Origin of the sequence: Cobetia sp. BMC6 (genome assembly GCF_029991385.1) — a bacterium.
Taxonomy (GTDB): domain Bacteria; phylum Pseudomonadota; class Gammaproteobacteria; order Pseudomonadales; family Halomonadaceae; genus Cobetia.
The window spans coordinates 116,626-132,141 of record NZ_JAKUMF010000002.1; the positions used below are offsets into that span (position 1 = coordinate 116,626).

Annotated in this window: 17 protein-coding genes; 13 read left to right on the forward strand and 4 right to left on the reverse strand. The window is 63.7% G+C overall.

Translation table 11 applies throughout. The annotated features are described in order from the left end of the window. Positions 1-27: 27 nt before the first annotated feature. Both MKZ40_RS04720 and MKZ40_RS04725 read right to left on the reverse strand, forming a co-directional pair. Positions 28-1,083: a KpsF/GutQ family sugar-phosphate isomerase gene (locus tag MKZ40_RS04720; protein ID WP_175088340.1), complete on the reverse strand. Its 1,056-nt coding sequence runs from the start codon at positions 1,081-1,083 to the stop codon at positions 28-30. Positions 1,084-1,181: 98 nt separating this feature from the next. After that, positions 1,182-2,126, reverse strand: coding sequence for a calcium/sodium antiporter (locus tag MKZ40_RS04725; protein WP_175088339.1), 945 nt, complete (start codon positions 2,124-2,126; stop codon positions 1,182-1,184). Between the two features lie 303 nt (positions 2,127-2,429). On the opposite strand from MKZ40_RS04725, the gene MKZ40_RS04730 reads away from it, so the two are divergent. From MKZ40_RS04730 to hisD, 9 genes are all read left to right on the forward strand, one after another. After that, a complete protein-coding gene (locus tag MKZ40_RS04730; protein WP_175088338.1) occupies positions 2,430-3,350 on the forward strand; it encodes an ATP-binding cassette domain-containing protein in 921 nt (306 codons plus the stop codon). Then, entirely contained in the window at positions 3,347-4,147 is an 801-nt protein-coding gene (gene mlaE / locus MKZ40_RS04735) for a lipid asymmetry maintenance ABC transporter permease subunit MlaE (protein ID WP_175088337.1), read from the forward strand. Before MKZ40_RS04730 ends, mlaE begins: the two co-directional genes overlap by 4 nt. Then, complete coding sequence (mlaD, locus tag MKZ40_RS04740) at positions 4,147-4,611, forward strand: outer membrane lipid asymmetry maintenance protein MlaD (RefSeq protein WP_043332545.1); 465 nt, start codon at positions 4,147-4,149, stop codon at positions 4,609-4,611. Before mlaE ends, mlaD begins: the two co-directional genes overlap by 1 nt. 139 nt (positions 4,612-4,750) lie before the next feature. Further along, positions 4,751-5,413: an ABC transporter substrate-binding protein gene (locus tag MKZ40_RS04745; protein ID WP_175088336.1), complete on the forward strand. Its 663-nt coding sequence runs from the start codon at positions 4,751-4,753 to the stop codon at positions 5,411-5,413. Positions 5,414-5,427: 14 nt separating this feature from the next. Next, on the forward strand, positions 5,428-5,799 hold the full coding sequence (locus MKZ40_RS04750) for an STAS domain-containing protein (protein ID WP_254626951.1): 372 nt from the start codon (positions 5,428-5,430) through the stop codon (positions 5,797-5,799). Positions 5,800-6,022: 223 nt separating this feature from the next. Beyond that, complete coding sequence (locus tag MKZ40_RS04755; protein ID WP_043332541.1) at positions 6,023-6,277, forward strand: BolA/IbaG family iron-sulfur metabolism protein; 255 nt, start codon at positions 6,023-6,025, stop codon at positions 6,275-6,277. A 12-nt stretch (positions 6,278-6,289) separates the two neighbouring features. Then, positions 6,290-7,555 carry a UDP-N-acetylglucosamine 1-carboxyvinyltransferase gene (gene murA, locus MKZ40_RS04760; RefSeq protein WP_175088335.1) on the forward strand — a complete coding sequence of 422 codons (1,266 nt, stop codon included), beginning with the start codon at positions 6,290-6,292 and terminating at the stop codon, positions 7,553-7,555. An 83-nt stretch (positions 7,556-7,638) separates the two neighbouring features. Beyond that, positions 7,639-8,283, forward strand: coding sequence for an ATP phosphoribosyltransferase (gene hisG, locus MKZ40_RS04765; RefSeq protein ID WP_043332537.1), 645 nt, complete (start codon positions 7,639-7,641; stop codon positions 8,281-8,283). Between the two features lie 192 nt (positions 8,284-8,475). After that, a complete protein-coding gene (hisD, locus tag MKZ40_RS04770) occupies positions 8,476-9,780 on the forward strand; it encodes a histidinol dehydrogenase (protein WP_175088334.1) in 1,305 nt (434 codons plus the stop codon). Between the two features lie 116 nt (positions 9,781-9,896). Here the strand turns inward: hisD and MKZ40_RS04775 are convergent, their stop codons facing one another. Beyond that, positions 9,897-11,213, reverse strand: coding sequence for a trypsin-like peptidase domain-containing protein (locus MKZ40_RS04775; RefSeq protein ID WP_175088333.1), 1,317 nt, complete (start codon positions 11,211-11,213; stop codon positions 9,897-9,899). A 187-nt stretch (positions 11,214-11,400) separates the two neighbouring features. On the opposite strand from MKZ40_RS04775, the gene MKZ40_RS04780 reads away from it, so the two are divergent. Beyond that, positions 11,401-12,168, forward strand: coding sequence for a Nif3-like dinuclear metal center hexameric protein (locus MKZ40_RS04780; RefSeq protein ID WP_175088332.1), 768 nt, complete (start codon positions 11,401-11,403; stop codon positions 12,166-12,168). Between the two features lie 87 nt (positions 12,169-12,255). Here MKZ40_RS04780 and MKZ40_RS04785 read toward each other — a convergent pair whose 3' ends face one another. Continuing rightward, positions 12,256-12,708, reverse strand: coding sequence for a DUF1043 family protein (locus tag MKZ40_RS04785; RefSeq protein WP_175088331.1), 453 nt, complete (start codon positions 12,706-12,708; stop codon positions 12,256-12,258). A 513-nt stretch (positions 12,709-13,221) separates the two neighbouring features. Between MKZ40_RS04785 and zapE the strand changes: the two genes are divergently transcribed. From zapE to rpsI, 3 genes are all read left to right on the forward strand, one after another. After that, positions 13,222-14,379 (forward strand): cell division protein ZapE, encoded by a 1,158-nt coding sequence (zapE, locus tag MKZ40_RS04790; protein ID WP_043332526.1) that lies wholly within the window; start codon positions 13,222-13,224, stop codon positions 14,377-14,379. A gap of 251 nt (positions 14,380-14,630) precedes the next feature. Next, positions 14,631-15,059, forward strand: a complete 429-nt coding sequence (gene rplM / locus MKZ40_RS04795; RefSeq protein WP_043332524.1) for a 50S ribosomal protein L13 — start codon at positions 14,631-14,633, stop codon at positions 15,057-15,059. A gap of 13 nt (positions 15,060-15,072) precedes the next feature. Next, positions 15,073-15,462 carry a 30S ribosomal protein S9 gene (gene rpsI / locus MKZ40_RS04800; protein ID WP_043332522.1) on the forward strand — a complete coding sequence of 130 codons (390 nt, stop codon included), beginning with the start codon at positions 15,073-15,075 and terminating at the stop codon, positions 15,460-15,462. The last annotated feature ends 54 nt before the right edge of the window (positions 15,463-15,516 follow it).

A 15,516-nucleotide genomic window follows, 5' to 3' on the forward strand; every position in this document is an offset into this window, starting at 1 on the left:
ACAGAGACAGCGAACGCCCGCGGGAGTTCAGATCACGCCGCTGGCCAGCAGGCCGTGCATATGGATGGCTCCGATGGGGTGCTCATCCTCGTCACAGACTACCAGAACGCTGATGCGGTTTTCTTCCATGATACGCACCGCTTCGGCAGCCAGCATGCTGGCACGCACGGTCTTGCCGCCGCGGGTCATGACATCATCGACCTTCAGCGCGCGCAGATCGCCGTGCTGGTCGAGTGTGCGGCGCAGGTCACCATCGGTATAGACGCCGACCAGGTGGTCGTCACCATCGATCACGCAGGTGAAGCCCATGCCTTGACGTGTGATCTCGAGCAGCGCATCGCGCAGCGGGCTGCCGAGTGCCACGCGCGGCAGGGCGTCGCCATGATGCATCACGTCCTGGACTCGCAGCAGCAGGCGGCGACCCAGGCTGCCGCCCGGGTGGGAAAGGGCGAATTCCTCGGCAGTGAATCCGCGGGCCTCCAGCAGTGCCACTGCCAGGGCGTCGCCCATCACCAGCGCAGCGGTGGTCGAGGCGGTGGGTGCCAGGTTCAGCGGACAGGCTTCCTGGGCAACGCTGGTGTCCAGATGCGCCTCGGCATCACGCGCCAGGGTCGAGCCGGGTTTGCCGGTCATCGAGACCAGCGGGGTGCCCATGCGCTTCAAGAGCGGCAGCAGCGCAGTGACTTCGGCGGTCTCTCCGGAGTTGGACAGCGCCAGTACCACATCGGCCGGCGTGATCATGCCCAGGTCGCCATGGCTGGCTTCACCGGGGTGGACGAAGAAGGCCGGGGTGCCGGTGCTGGCCAGGGTGGCGGCGATCTTGCTGGCGACATGGCCGGATTTGCCCATGCCGGTCACGATGACGCGGCCCTTGGTGGCGAGCATCAGCTGACAGGCGCGGTCGAAGTCGTCATCGAGATGGCTTTCGAGCGCGGCGATGGCCGCCTCTTCGATGGCGAAGGTGCGACGGGCGCTGGCGCGAAAATCCGCCTGGCTGGCCGGAGTCTCATCAGCGGCGGCGGACTGGCTGGATGCTGAGGCGCCAGGTGCGGTGGCGTGTGGAGTGCTGGAAGGCTCTGTCATGATCGAATTGTTGCCTGTGGTTGGCCAGGGCTCAGGCCGCGCGGAAAGGGCGTGTATCCCGCGCGGCGGCGTGGCAAACGATGATGAAGACGCTGCCGTCAGCGAGTCAGGCTGATGGCAAGCCAGGCCGTGTAGGCCAGATAGCCGGCGAGCAGGATAACACCCGGGCCACGGCCGATGCGCCCACGGCGCTGCCAGATGAGCAACGCGGCCAGCAGCAGCGTCAGCCCCAGCATCACCGGATAGTCACGGCTGATGGCGCTGCCATCCACCGGACCCGGCGCCAGCAGGCCCGGCACGGGCAGCACGGCAAGGATGTTGAACAGGTTGGAGCCGATGACGTTGCCGATGGCGATGTCGTGATGGCGCTTGAGGGCGCTGGCCACGCTGGCGGCCAGTTCCGGCAGGCTGGTGCCGATGGCGATCACGGTCAGGCCGATGATCAATTCCGGCACGCCGAGTGCCTGGGCGATGTCGGTCGCCCCCCACACCAGCGCACGCGAGCTGGCGATCAATACCGTCAGACCGACCAGTAGCCAGAAGATGGCGCGTCCGGTGCTCATCTCGGGTACGTCATCCTGGCTTTCCGTCTCGCTTGGCGAGTCGACCTTGAACAGCCACACCAGCGTGAAGACCAGCAGGGCCAGCAACAGGATGCCATCGAGACGCTCAAGCCCGCTGTTGGACAGCGCATAACCGCCCAGCGCCGTGGCCGCCAGCAGCAGCGGCAGCTCGCGGCGCACCAGCCCGAAATGCACCGGAATCGGGGCGATCAGCGCCGTGACGCCGAGCACCAGGCCGATATTGGCGATGTTGGAGCCAAGCGCATTGCCGGTCGCGATATCCGGAGTGCCATCAAGAGAGGCCATGATGGAGACGACGATCTCGGGGGCAGAGGTGCCGACCGAGACGATCGTCATCCCGATCAGCAGTTTGCTCATCCCGGCGCGCCACGCAGTGGCCGCGGCTCCTTCGATGAAGCGATCAGCACTCCAGACAAGGCCAATCAGGCCGATGACGACTGCGAGGATGGGATATAGCATCAGAACTCTCGGGGCAGGGGGCAGGGCGGTGGCGTATCGCCGGGAACCGCGCCATTAAACGCATCCCCCCAATCCTTTGCAAGGCAGTGGCCGTGTTCCCATTGTTGAGCGCATTGCTGACCGTGTCGCTCCCCGCGGCACGGCTCTGTTGCCTTGATGAGACTGGCGGCGCAGGGGTGGGTTCGGATACGATGTTCGCTAACTAACTTGATCCTTGGATCCCATGACTCGGACATTCGTCCTGTTCACGAGCCGACTGCGTGTGGCTTGTCACGGCGAAGGTCCCTCACAGCGGATGCTTCTATGACTGATTTGCCCGGTCAGACCGCAACCCGGACGGGTGCGGACGGCCAGGATGCGCAGGCTTCTTCACGCGGCGCGGCAGGCGAGATCAATCTCGATGACGCCCTGATTCGTGTCGAAGGCCTGCGGTTCACCCGTGGAGAACGCGAGATATTCTCCGGCATCGACCTCAAGATCCCGCGTGGCAAGATAACCGCCATCATGGGGCCTTCCGGTACCGGCAAGACGACACTGCTCAAGTTGATCGGCGGCCAGTTGACGCCCTCGGCGGGGCGCGTCGAGATCGCCGGGTTGCACGTGCATGGCCTGTCGCGGCGCGAGCTGTTTCGCATGCGCCGTCGCATGGGCATGCTGTTTCAGAGCGGTGCCCTGTTCTCCGACCTGAGCGTGTTCGAGAACGTCGCCTTCCCGTTGCGCGTCCACACCGACCTCCCCGATGCGATGATTCGTGACATCGTGCTGATCAAGCTCGAATCCGTCGGGCTGCGCGGCGCGCGTGAACTGATGCCGGCCGAACTCTCCGGCGGCATGACACGGCGTGTCGCGCTGGCGCGAGCCATCGCGCTGGACCCGGACCTCATCATGTACGACGAGCCGTTCGCCGGGCAGGACCCCATCTCGATGGGCGTGCTGGTCAATCTGATCCGGCGCCTCAACGATGCGCTGAGCATGACGGCGCTGGTGGTCTCGCACGACATCAAGGAAACGCTGACCATCGCCGATTACGTCTATGTGATCGCCGATGGCAAGGTGATGGCGCAGGGTACCCCCGAGGCGCTGAACGCCGAATCGGACCCGCGCGTGGCCCAGTTCATCCACGGTAAGCCGGATGGCCCGGTGCCCTTCCATTACCCCGCCCCGGACTTCGCCGGCGACATTCTCGATGGTCGCGAAGCGGCAACCCGCAGGAGAGAGTCATGAGTGGTCTGAATCGTGGCCCGCTCGGGGCCATCACGTCACTGGGCCGCAGCAGCATCGACGTGATCGCGGCCATCGGGCGTGCCGGCATGCTGCTGGTGCAGGCCGGTATCGGCATCCCGTCCCGTGAGGGCATCGGCCTGTGGATGCGGCAGATGCACTTCGTCGGTGTGCTGTCGCTGGCCATCGTGCTGGTCTCGGGGCTGTTCATCGGCATGGTGCTGGCGCTGCAGGGCTACACCATTCTGGTCGGTTTCGGTGCCGAGGAGGCGCTGGGGCAGATGGTGTCGCTGTCACTGCTGCGTGAGCTGGCACCTGTGGTCGCGGCCTTGCTGTTCGCCGGGCGTGCGGGGTCGGCGCTGACGGCGGAGATCGGCCTTATGAAGGCCACCGAGCAGTTGACCAGCATGGAGATGATCGGCGTCGATCCGCTCAAGCGCATCGTCGCGCCGCGCCTGTGGGCCGGGTTCGTCTCGCTGCCGCTGCTGACCATCGGCTTCAGTGTCGTGGGGATCTGGGGCGGCAAGCTGGTGGGGGTCGACTGGCTGGGCATCTACGAGGGCGCCTACTGGAGCAGCATGCAGTCGAACGTCGATTTCATCGGTGATGTCATGAATGGCGTCATCAAGTCACTGGTCTTCGGGCTGGTGGTCAGCTGGATCGCCGTCTTCCAGGGCTATGACCTGATCCCTACCTCGGAAGGCATTTCGCGCGCCACCACACGTACCGTGGTTTATTCATCTTTGGCGGTGCTGGGACTCGACTTTGTCCTCACGGCCGTCATGTTCGGAGAGATTTGATGAAACGTACCCGCATGCTCGAGTTCGGCGTGGGCCTGTTCATACTCGCTGGTTTCCTGGGAATGGTCTTCCTGGGGCTGCGTGTCAGCGGCGTCACGTTCCAGCAGGCCGATGACACCTTCGTGCTCAATGCCAACTTCTCAGGGATCGGAAGCCTCAAGGCGCGGTCAAAGGTCACGATGGCAGGTGTTGCCGTCGGCAGCGTCGAGAAGATCGAGCTGGACCCGAAGTGGTTTGACGCCCGTGTCACGATGAAGCTGGACAGCAGCCTGCGTGGCAAGCTGAGCAAGGACACCACCGCCGCCATCCTGACGTCCGGCCTGCTGGGCGAGCAGTACATCGGCCTGAGTACCGGGGGAGACCCGGACGTGCTGGAGGACGGCGACACCATTCGCGATACCCAGTCTGCACTGGTGCTGGAGGAGTTGATCCAGCAGTTCGTGTCCAATTTTTCGAAGAGCTGATTCTGGAAGCGCTGATTCTCGAAGCGCTGTTTATCGAAGCCCGGGCACCCGGCGCATGCGTGTAATACGCCGAAAGACCTGATTCGGTGCTTGCAGCTTCGCGTTCCAGCACGATGCACATTTTCAAGGAGCAACCCTGATGACCTCTAGCCTCAAGAAGCTGTTTCGTCCGTTGAGCGTGCTGAGCCTGTCCGCCCTGATGGCGCTGAGCCCGCTGGCCATGGCCGCCCCGCAGGAGCCGGACGTGCTGCTGCGCGACACGGTCGAGGGCCTGACCACCAAGATCGATAGCCGCGAGAGCTACTACAAGGACAACGTCGACGAGCTGGAAAGCCTGGTGGATTCCGCGCTGAAGCCGGTGGTGGATTATCGCTATATCGCCGCCAGTGTGATGGGCAAGTACTTCAAGGGCGCCTCTCCTGAGCAGCGCACCGAATTCTCCAAGGTCTTCCATGACACCCTGATCGGCACCTATGCCAAGGGTCTGGTGAGTTTCGATTACGCCAGGCTGGACGTGAAGGACAGCGAAGGCGAGCGTCGCTATGAAGACCAGGACACCGTCTACATGGACGTGGTCGATACCAAGGGCAAGGTCTACCCGGTGGCCTATTCCATGCGTCTGCGCAACGACGAGTGGAAGGTGGTCAACGTGATCGTCAATGGCGTCAACCTGGGCCTGACCTTCCGTAACCAGTTCGACCAGGCCATGCGTGACAACGGCCGCGACATCGATGCCGTCATCAAGGGCTGGCAGCCGGATGTCGACCTCGAGAAGGGTGAGGGGGATCAGGGCAACGGTTGAGCCCTGTCGTCGCCATGACCATGAAAACTCTCTTCGATCGCGAGGGCGTCACGCTGGAAGCCGGTGACGCACGGTTGAGCCTGAGTGGCCAGCCGGATTTCGACAATGCCGCAGAGCTGGCGGATTCCGGCAGGAAATGGCTGGGGCGCCGCGATGATGGGGTTTCCATCGATCTCTGCGGCGTGGATAGCGCCAGCACCGCTACCCTGAGCGTGCTGCTCGAGTGGCAGCGCCATCTGGCGGAGCATGGTGGGCATGTCACTCATCTCGCGCTGTCCCCCGCCTTGAGCCGACTGGCGGCAGTCTCCGGACTGGAAAACCTGCTGCCGGGGCTGAATGTCGCTGAGATCAGCGCAGAGCCCCCGCTGTCACTCGAGACGTCCTGAGCCAGCGGTGGCCTGATTGTCTGTCAGGCTGCACCGCTTTGCTGGATGCTAGAGGCTTGTCCTAATCGCCATTCATGCGCGCGGCAACGTGGAGGCAGCGATTGACTGCCAATCGCGTTCCCGCGCGCTTTTGATTACCATGTGCGGTCATATCGCATCGATCGTCGCGCAAGGATTCCCTGCCACGATCCCGACATGTACCGCGAAGGAGTCATCGCCCGTCATGCAACCGAATGATGTCAAGGCCCTGCTCGAGGCTCGTATCGAGAACGTCGATTTTCATATCCAGGGTGAGGGCTGCAATTTCCAGGTCGTCGCCGTGGGGGATGTCTTTGCCGAGCTGAGTCGCGTCAAGGCCCAGCAGCTGGTCTACTCCGCACTCAATGACGAGATCCGCTCTGGCGCGCTGCATGCCATCAGCATTCGTACCTATACCCCGGCGCAGTTCGAAGCTGCCGCCGGCAACGCTCAGGGTTGACCGGAACATTTCATGGATAAGCTGATCATCACTGGCAACGGGCCGGTCAACGGGGAAGTCTGGGCCAGCGGCGCCAAGAATTCGGCACTGCCCATTCTGGCAGCCACGCTGCTGTCGGAAGGCCCCGTGACCATCAGCAACCTGCCGCATCTGCAGGACATCACGACCAGCCTCGAGCTGCTCGGGCGCATGGGCGTCGAGCCGGTGATGGGCGACAACATGACCGTGCAGCTCGATGGCTCCAAGGTCGAGCATTGTCACGCGCCCTACGACCTGGTCAAGAAGATGCGTGCCTCGATTCTGGTGCTGGGCCCGCTGCTGGCGCACTTCGGTAGTGCCGAGGTCTCGCTGCCGGGCGGCTGCGCCATCGGCTCGCGTCCGGTGGATCTGCACATCCGTGGCCTTGAGGCGATGGGGGCCGAGATCACGGTCGAGAATGGCTACATCCGCGCCAAGGCGCCGGGTGGCCGCTTGAAAGGCGCGCGTATCGTCTTTGACGTCGTGACCGTCACCGGTACCGAGAACCTGCTGATGGCCGCGACCCTGGCCGATGGCCGCACCGTGCTGGAAAACGCCGCGCGTGAGCCGGAAGTCGTCGATCTGGCCGAGTGCCTGATCGCGATGGGCGCCAGGATCACGGGCCAGGGCTCCGACACCATCGTCATCGACGGTGTCGAGAAGCTGCACGGTTGTGAATACTCCGTCATGCCGGACCGCATCGAGACCGGCACCTTCCTGGTCGCGGCGGCTGCCTCGCGCGGCAAGGTGCGTGTCACGCGTACGCGTGCCGACACCCTGGACGCCGTACTGGCCAAGCTGGAAGAAGCCGGCGCCACCATCACCACCGGTGATGACTGGATCGAGCTGGACATGCACGGCAAGCGCCCGAAGGCGGTCAATATCCGTACGGCGCCGTACCCGGCATTCCCCACCGACATGCAGGCCCAGTTCGTGGCGATGAATGCGGTCGCGGAAGGCACCAGCACCGTGATCGAGACCATCTTCGAGAACCGCTTCATGCACGTGCAGGAGCTCAACCGCATGGGCGCCCACATCGCGCTCGAGGGCAACACCGCGGTCGTGACCGGCACCGAGCGCCTGTCCGGCGCGCCGGTGATGGCGACGGACCTGCGCGCCTCTGCCTCGCTGGTGATCGCGGCGACCGTCGCCGACGGCGAGACCATGGTTGATCGCATCTATCACATCGACCGCGGTTACGAGTGCATCGAAGAGAAGCTGTCCGGGCTGAACGTGATCATTCGTCGCTCCGCCGGCTGATCAGTGGCCCACCTCGCGCTGTCGGTGTTGATTGACCGACAGCGCGTGCCGAATTCCTACGTACAAGCACGGGCGAATACCCCATGAGCAAGCAACTGGTCGTCGCCCTCTCCAAGGGGCGTATCCTCAAGGAAACCCTGCCGCTGCTGGCTGACGCTGGCATCGAGCCGCTGGAAGATCTCGACAAGAGCCGCAAGCTGCTCTTCGATACCAATCTGCCGGACGTCAAGCTGGTCATCATTCGTGCCACCGACGTGCCGACCTACGTGCAGCTGGGCGCGGCCGATCTCGGGATCGCCGGCAAGGACGTGCTGCTCGAGCATGGTGCCGAAGGCCTGTACGAGCCGCTGGACCTGGAAATCGCCAAGTGCCGCCTGATGACCGCCGGTGTCGTCGGTCAGCAGCAGCAGGGCGCTCGCCGCCGTGTCGCGACCAAGTTCGTCGATGTCGCGCGTCGCTATTACGCCGAGCAGGGCATCCAGGCCGAAGTCATCAAGCTTTACGGCGCGATGGAACTGGCCCCGCTGATGAACCTGGCCGACGAGATCGTCGATATCGTCGACACCGGCAACACCCTGCGCGCCAACGGCATGGAGCCGCGCGAGCTGATCACCGACATCAGCACGCGTCTGGTGGTCAACAAGGCCGCCATGACAATGAAGCACGATCGTCTCAAGCCGTTGATCGATCGCCTGCGTCAGGCCGTGGAAGCTCGCCGCGAGGCGTGATGGCGACGTGCTGTTGGCATCGGTCCTATGGATACCCAAGGTCGCATAGATGACCGTGGCAGAAGATGACACTCGAAACGCCAGCTGCCGCCCCCTGCTCATCACGATGCTTTTCAAGATGATGCGGGCAGGCGCTGGACAGAGCCCGTCCGGTTCAGCCTTCTCTGCCAAGCAATGAGAAAAGAGGTTCGCATGGATACCTTGATCAACCGGCTTGATAGCCGTGATACCGATTTTACCGCCCGCCTGGACCGCTTGCTGTCATGGGAAGGCGTGTCCGATGCAGAGGTTCAGCATCGAGTCACCGACATCCTCGCGCGCGTCAAGCAGGAAGGCGATGCGGCGCTGGTGGAGTTCTCCAATCGCTTCGACCGCCTGAATGTCTCGAACATGGCCGAGCTGGTCATCGGTGCCGAGCGTCTGGCCCAGGCCTATACCGACCTGCCGGCGGATCAGCGCGAGGCGCTGGCCGTGGCTGCCGAGCGTGTGCGTGTCTATCACAAGCACCAGAAGCCGGAAAGCTGGTCCTTCAAGGACGAGCACGGCAGCCTGCTGGGCCAGAAGGTCACGCCGCTGGACCGTGCCGGGATCTACGTGCCGGGCGGCAAGGCGGCCTATCCGTCTTCCGTGCTGATGAATGCGATTCCGGCGCATGTCGCGGGCGTACGCGAGATCATCATGGTCGTGCCGACGCCGGACGGCGTGGTCAATGAGCTGGTGCTGGCCGCGGCGCACCTGGCGGGTATCGACCGTGTCTTCACCATCGGCGGCGCCCAGGCCGTGGCGGCGCTGGCCTATGGCACCGAGAGCGTGCCGCGGGTCGACAAGATCGTCGGCCCCGGCAACATCTACGTGGCGACTGCCAAGCGTGCGGTGTTCGGTCAGGTCGGTATCGACATGATCGCCGGACCGTCCGAGATTCTGGTGGTCAGCGATGGTGTGACCGACCCGGACTGGCTGGCGATGGACCTGTTCTCCCAGGCCGAGCATGACGAAGATGCTCAGGCGATCCTGATCGGGTGGGATGACGAGCACCTGGCCGCCGTCGAGGCCTCCATCGAGCGCCTGGCGCCGACCATGGAGCGCGCCGAGATCATCCTGACCTCGCTGCGTGAGCGCGGTGCCCTGATTCGCGTCAGCGGGCCGGAGCAGGCGCTGGAGCTGACCAACCGCATCGCGCCGGAGCACCTGGAGCTTTCGGTGGCGAATCCCGAGGAGTGGGTCGAGGGCGTGCGTCACGCCGGCGCCATCTTCATGGGCTCGCACACCTCCGAGGCGCTGGGCGATTACTGCGCCGGGCCGAACCACGTGCTGCCGACCTCCGGCACCGCGCGCTTCTCCTCGCCGCTGGGCGTCTATGACTTCCAGAAGCGTTCCTCGCTGATCCAGTGCTCGCCGGAAGGCGCGTCAGTGCTCGGGCGTACAGCCTCGGTGCTGGCACACGGCGAGTCACTGACGGCGCATGCGCGCAGTGCCGAGAATCGCATTCTCGACTGAGGTTGAGACTGAGCCTTGTCTGGTCAGTAAAAGAAGCCCCGCGACGGACACCGTCGCGGGGCTTCTTTCATCATGGAGCGGGTGTTCTGCTCAAGGCGTCGCGCCGATACTCTGGCTCAGTCCTTGTCCTGCAGGGTCGGTTCGGCGGCCGCCGGCGTGTTGTCGGGAATCGGGCGCTCGCCGACCTTGACGTCGATGTCCAGTGTCTTGCCGTCACGCAGCAGGCGCAGTTCCAGCGCATTGCCGGGTTTGACGGCGGCGATGTCGGCCATGGCCAGGCGTGCATCCAGCAGGCGCTTGCCGCCGATGGCGGTCAGGATATCGCCCGGACGCAGGCCGGCGCGTGCGGCAGGGCCGTCACGCAGTACGGCGGCCACCACCACGCCTTGCGGGGCGCTCAGGCCGAAGGAGTGCGCCAGCGACGGCGTCAGTTCCTGCACTTCCAGGCCCAGCCAGCCACGAATCACGCGACCGTGATCGACCAGCGATTCGAGGATGTCGCGCGCCAGGTTGGCGGGGATGGCGAAGCCGATGCCCTGCGAGCCGCCGGAGCGCGAATAGATGGCGGTATTGATGCCGACCAGTGAGCCGTCGGTGTTGATCAGCGCGCCGCCGGAGTTGCCGGGGTTGATCGCGGCATCGGTCTGGATGAAGTCTTCATAGGCGTTCAGGCCAAGATGGTTGCGCCCGGTGGCCGAGATGATGCCCATGGTGACCGTCTGGCCGACCCCGAAGGGGTTGCCGATCGCCAGCGAGACATCGCCGACATGGACCTGGGCGGAATCGGCGATCGCGACGGTGGGCAGGTTGTCGAGATCGATCTTGAGTGCCGCGAGGTCGGATTCCGGGTCCACGCCCACGACCTTGGCGAATGTCTCGCGGCCATCGCGCAGGGCGACCTGAATCTGGTCGGCGCCCTGGATGACGTGGTTGTTGGTCAGGATATAGCCGTCACTGGAGAGAATGACGCCGGAGCCCAGGCTCGACAGCATGCGCTGGCTGCGCAGGGCGTCCTCCCCGTAGAACTGGTTGAAGAAGGGATCGGACATCAGCGGATGCTTGCTGTCGTCCTTGATCTCGCGCGAGGAGTAGATGTTGACCACCGCCGGTGCGGCAGCGTCCACTGCGGCCTGATAGCTGGCCGGGCCGCTGTTGCGCTGCAGCGGCGGTGCTTCACGCAGTACCGGGTCTGCCGACTCTTCGCGCTGCGCCGCTGACAGCGTCAGGCTCGGAGGCGGCAGTACCTGCTGATTGGCGGCGGAGTTCCGTGACGGGCTCGGATAGGGGGTGTTGCCTGCCTGCTCGCTCTGCTGCGGGGCGGGCTCGCCCAGGCCCAGCGTCGGAAAGCGGTCCAGCACGACGACGGCCAGCAGGACGCCGGTGACGACGGGCCATAGTAGCGGGAGCAGTGTACTGCGAAGAGAACGGGGCATCGGATTACCTGATGAAAAGTCTGCGCATCGACGCGATGCTGCGGACATGAAGATGGATAGCCTGATAGTCCGCGTGCCAACGCGAAGGGATGGCCCCGGTCAAGGCGCGACACGCTTACATGGCGCCGATGCGCCGTTACAATGCTCGCCAGTGTAACACTCGATGATTCTGACTGCTGGAGGCCCAATGGCTGATCGTGACACGCTGATGAAGGCACTGGATGGCTGTCTGGAGGCGCAGGCCTTCAAGGACTATACCGTCAATGGCTTGCAGGTGGAGGGGCGTCGTGAGGTGCGCCGGGTGATGACCGGCGTGACGGCCAGTCAGGCGCTGCTCGATGAGGCGATCGCCTGGCAGGCCGACCTGGTGCTGGTGCACCACGGCTACTTCTGGAAGAACGAACCGGCCCAGATCACCGGCATGAAGCGTCGGCGCCTCAAGACCTTGCTGGCCAATGACATCAATCTGGCGGCTTTCCACCTACCGTTGGATGCGCATCCGACCCTGGGCAACAACGCCCAGCTGGCCGAGCGTCTGGGGCTGGTCAGTGAAGGTTGTCTGGATGGCGTGCCCGGGCGTGGTCTGGTGCATGTCGGGCGCCTGGCCGCTGAGGTGGAAGGGCTGGACAGCGCCGCGCTGGGGGCCGAGTTCAGTCGGCGTCTCGGGCGTGAGGTGCTGGTGGTGGCCGGTCATGATCGCCCCATCAAGCGCATTGCCTGGTGCACCGGCGGCGCTCAGGACTATATCGGTCTGGCCATCGAGGCCGGCGTCGATGCCTTCCTCTCGGGCGAGATTTCCGAGCGCACCACCCATAGCGCCCGTGAAGAGGGAGTGACCTACTTCGCGGCGGGGCATCATGCGACCGAGCGTGACGGTGTGCGTGCCCTGGGCGAATGGCTGGCCGCCGAGCATGGTGTGGAGCACCGCTTCGTGGATATCGACAACCCGGCGTGACATCTGATGCCGGAAACGACAACGACCACCTCTCGAGGTGGCCGTTGTCGTTGTCAGATGCCGTGAAATGTTCACGACAGCAAACGATCAGATACGCGGCGGGTTGGTGGCCGGAGTCTCGCCTTCACTCGGTTGCGGCTTCAGGCCGAAGTCCTCTGACAGGGTGCCGCGGTTGTCGGCGTAATCCCGCGGCAGGTCGACCTTGTCGGTCTCGCTGTCGTCCGGCGTGGTGTCGGTGTCCAGCAGGCGGCGCTTGAGCTGGCTGTCATCGCACAGCGCGATGGCGCCAGTGGCCAGGTGCTGGCGCAGCTCATTGCCGGCACGCTGGATCTGGTCGGTCAGGTCGCTGGCCTTGGAGAAGTGGTCATTGAGGGCATCGCGGAACTGGGTCAGCTCCAGCTCGCGCTCAGCCAGCTTCTGGCGGGTCTTCTGATTGCGGGCCACGTTGGCATTCAGCAGGTGGTAGCACAAGGCGCCGATACCGATGCCAGCCAGAAAACAGGCAATGGCCAGGATCCAGTCAATGTTGCTCTCGTTCACGTCGCTCTCCTTGTGTCACGACTGCGGTGATCGTCACCGCTGGGGCATGGTAGCGCTGAGATACGATGCCGGTATTCAATGATGTTCCATCACGCCGATCTCGGGATCGGTCTGGTGTCCAGCAGGTCAGCGCCGCTTTCCGCTGTCCTTCTTGCCTTGGTCTTTCCTGGCTCAGTCTTTCGTGCCGCTTGCGTTTCGAAAGCGTCCACGCGCCATTATATCGGTGTGGTACAGCGATGCGTCAATTCACTCGGCGCGCGACCTTGGTCGCCTGTCGTCGCAGCCGGTGGGGTGTGGGTGGATACCAGCCAATGCCTTGCGAGTGATGAGCGCGGTGAAAGCCACCTCGCACAGCCGATTGCTGGCCGGCGAGTGGGTAAAGCGGCCATCAAGGCGTATAATGCCGCGCAATTTCGTTCTTGCCTGCCCGCCGTGTCGGGTCAGGCGTGTTCTTGTTCTTTTCATGTCAGGCGTGCGCCAGTGCGTGGCGCCTGACCTGCAGCGGGTTTCTCAATGCCAGCACCGACGCCTCTCGAGAAGTACCAGGCAGACCTCAAGCGTGATGACTTTGCCTACGATGCCGCCCAGGAAGATGCGGTCCGCCATCTGCAGCGTCTCTACGACGACCTCGTGCGCACGCCGCGTCAGACTCCTGACAAGGTGTCCGACGCGACGGGGGGCGGCGGGCTGGGCTCCAAGGTGCGTCGTCTGTTCGGCAAGCCGTCACGCACGGCGCCTGTCGATGAAGCGCCCGAGATCATGGGCCTCTACTTCTGGGGCGGCGTGGGGCGTGGCAAGACCTATCTCGTCGATACCTTCTACGAGAGCCTGCCGTTTGCCGACAAGATGCGCACGCACTTCCACCGCTTCATGCAGCGTGTCCACAACGAGCTTGGCCACTACAAGGGCGAGAAGAACCCGTTGACTCTGGTGGCGGCCAAGTTCGCCGTCGAGGCGCGCGTGATCTGCTTCGACGAATTCTTCGTCAAGGACATCACCGATGCGATGATTCTCGCCACCCTGTTCGAAGAGCTGTTCAAGCAGGGCGTGGTGCTGGTCGCGACCTCCAATATCGTGCCGGACGACCTCTACAAGGACGGTCTGCAGCGGGCGCGCTTCCTCCCGGCGATCGACCTGGTCAAGCGTCACTGCACGGTGGTCAACGTCGATTCGGGCATCGACTACCGTCTGCGCGCGCTGGAGCACGCTGAGCTCTTCCATAGCCCGCTGGGCGATGACAGTGCCGCGCGGCTGGCGCGGGAATTCCGCTCCATCGCCGGTGCCGAAGGCCATGCCGATGAAGGTCTGAGCATCAATCACCGCGTGCTGCACGCCCTGCGTCGCCATGAAGACGTGGTGTGGTTCCACTTCGACGAGCTGTGTGATGGCCCGCGTAGCCAGAATGACTACATCGAGCTGGCACGTGAGTTCCACACCGTGCTGGTGTCCGAGGTGCCGCAGATGGGGCGCGACAGTGACGACCAGGTGCGTCGTTTCATCAACATGGTCGATGAGTTCTATGACCGTGGCGTAAAACTGCTGATGAGCGCCGCGACGCCCGTCGAGGACCTCTACACCGGCGGCAATCTGGATTTTGAATTCCAGCGCACGCTGTCACGTCTGCAGGAAATGCAATCGCGTGAGTATCTCGCGCTGCCGCACAAGCCGTGAGACCTGCGGCAAGGGCAAAATAGCCTTTGTGGTAGGCGGGCATGACATGTACAATGCGCGCTCGCTCGAACTGTTGACCGGTTCTCGAGCCATCCTGAGTCATTCACTCCTGATGGGCGAGGGCAGTCTGGAGATGAGAGGTCAGTGACTGCGCAAGCAGCATGCCGCTCGCTGCCAGACGTCGGACAACCAAGAAAAATAGGGATTGGTCGCGCACACAAGTGCAAGACCCGACTATAGGTGATTCATCCATGAAGACGTTTACTGCTAAGCCGCAGTCCGTCCAGCGTGACTGGTTCGTCGTCGACGCAGCCGGCAAGACGCTGGGCCGTATGGCTACCGAAATTGCTCGTCGCCTGCGCGGCAAGCATAAAGCCGAGTACACTCCGCACGTTGATACTGGCGATTACATCGTCGTCATCAACGCCGAGAAAGTCGCTGTGACCGGTCGCAAGGCAGAAGCCAAGACCTACTACCGTCACACCGGTTACCCGGGCGGCCTGCGCTCCATGAACTTCAACCAGATGATCGAGCACAAGCCTGAGCGCGTGATCGAACTGGCTGTCAAGGGCATGCTGCCGAAGGGCCCGCTGGGTCGTGCCATGCAGTCCAAGCTGAAAGTCTATGCTGGCTCCGAGCATCCGCACGCTGCGCAGCAGCCGCAAGAACTGAACATCTGAGGGAAGCATCGCCATGACACAGCAGCACTACGGTACCGGGCGCCGCAAGACTTCTACCGCGCGCGTCTTCCTGAAGCCGGGCACCGGCAAAATCACCGTCAACCAGCGTGACCTGAACGACTACTTCGGTCGTGTGACAGGCCGCATGGTTGTTCGTCAGCCGCTCGAGCTGACCGAAACTACCGAACAGTTCGACGTCTACGTCACTGTTGCTGGTGGTGGTGGTTCTGCCCAGGCCGGCGCTATCCGTCACGGCATCACTCGTGCCCTGATGGCTTACAACGAAGACTTCCGTCCGGCCCTTCGCGCCGCCGGTTACGTCACTCGTGACGCCCGTGAAGTCGAGCGTAAGAAAGTCGGCCTGCGCAAGGCCCGTCGTCGTCCGCAGTTCTCCAAGCGTTAAGAGAACTCGCGTCGACCACAAGAACGTCCAGTGCCCGCAAGGGCGCTGGGCGTT

Excerpts from the sequence above, each read along its gene's own strand:
- MKZ40_RS04725 (WP_175088339.1), bottom strand. The coding sequence starts at position 2,126 with ATGCTATATCCCATCCTCGCAGTCGTCATCGGCCTGATTGGCCTTGTC.
- hisG (WP_043332537.1), top strand. The coding sequence starts at position 7,639 with ATGAGCAAGCAACTGGTCGTCGCCCTCTCCAAGGGGCGTATCCTCAAG.
- mlaE (WP_175088337.1), top strand. The coding sequence starts at position 3,347 with ATGAGTGGTCTGAATCGTGGCCCGCTCGGGGCCATCACGTCACTGGGC.
- MKZ40_RS04755 (WP_043332541.1), top strand. The coding sequence starts at position 6,023 with ATGCAACCGAATGATGTCAAGGCCCTGCTCGAGGCTCGTATCGAGAAC.
- mlaD (WP_043332545.1), top strand. The coding sequence starts at position 4,147 with ATGAAACGTACCCGCATGCTCGAGTTCGGCGTGGGCCTGTTCATACTC.
- rplM (WP_043332524.1), top strand. The coding sequence starts at position 14,631 with ATGAAGACGTTTACTGCTAAGCCGCAGTCCGTCCAGCGTGACTGGTTC.
- MKZ40_RS04780 (WP_175088332.1), top strand. The coding sequence starts at position 11,401 with ATGGCTGATCGTGACACGCTGATGAAGGCACTGGATGGCTGTCTGGAG.
- rpsI (WP_043332522.1), top strand. The coding sequence starts at position 15,073 with ATGACACAGCAGCACTACGGTACCGGGCGCCGCAAGACTTCTACCGCG.
- MKZ40_RS04745 (WP_175088336.1), top strand. The coding sequence starts at position 4,751 with ATGACCTCTAGCCTCAAGAAGCTGTTTCGTCCGTTGAGCGTGCTGAGC.
- MKZ40_RS04775 (WP_175088333.1), bottom strand. The coding sequence starts at position 11,213 with ATGCCCCGTTCTCTTCGCAGTACACTGCTCCCGCTACTATGGCCCGTC.
- murA (WP_175088335.1), top strand. The coding sequence starts at position 6,290 with ATGGATAAGCTGATCATCACTGGCAACGGGCCGGTCAACGGGGAAGTC.
- zapE (WP_043332526.1), top strand. The coding sequence starts at position 13,222 with ATGCCAGCACCGACGCCTCTCGAGAAGTACCAGGCAGACCTCAAGCGT.
- MKZ40_RS04750 (WP_254626951.1), top strand. The coding sequence starts at position 5,428 with ATGACCATGAAAACTCTCTTCGATCGCGAGGGCGTCACGCTGGAAGCC.
- MKZ40_RS04720 (WP_175088340.1), bottom strand. The coding sequence starts at position 1,083 with ATGACAGAGCCTTCCAGCACTCCACACGCCACCGCACCTGGCGCCTCA.
- MKZ40_RS04730 (WP_175088338.1), top strand. The coding sequence starts at position 2,430 with ATGACTGATTTGCCCGGTCAGACCGCAACCCGGACGGGTGCGGACGGC.
- hisD (WP_175088334.1), top strand. The coding sequence starts at position 8,476 with ATGGATACCTTGATCAACCGGCTTGATAGCCGTGATACCGATTTTACC.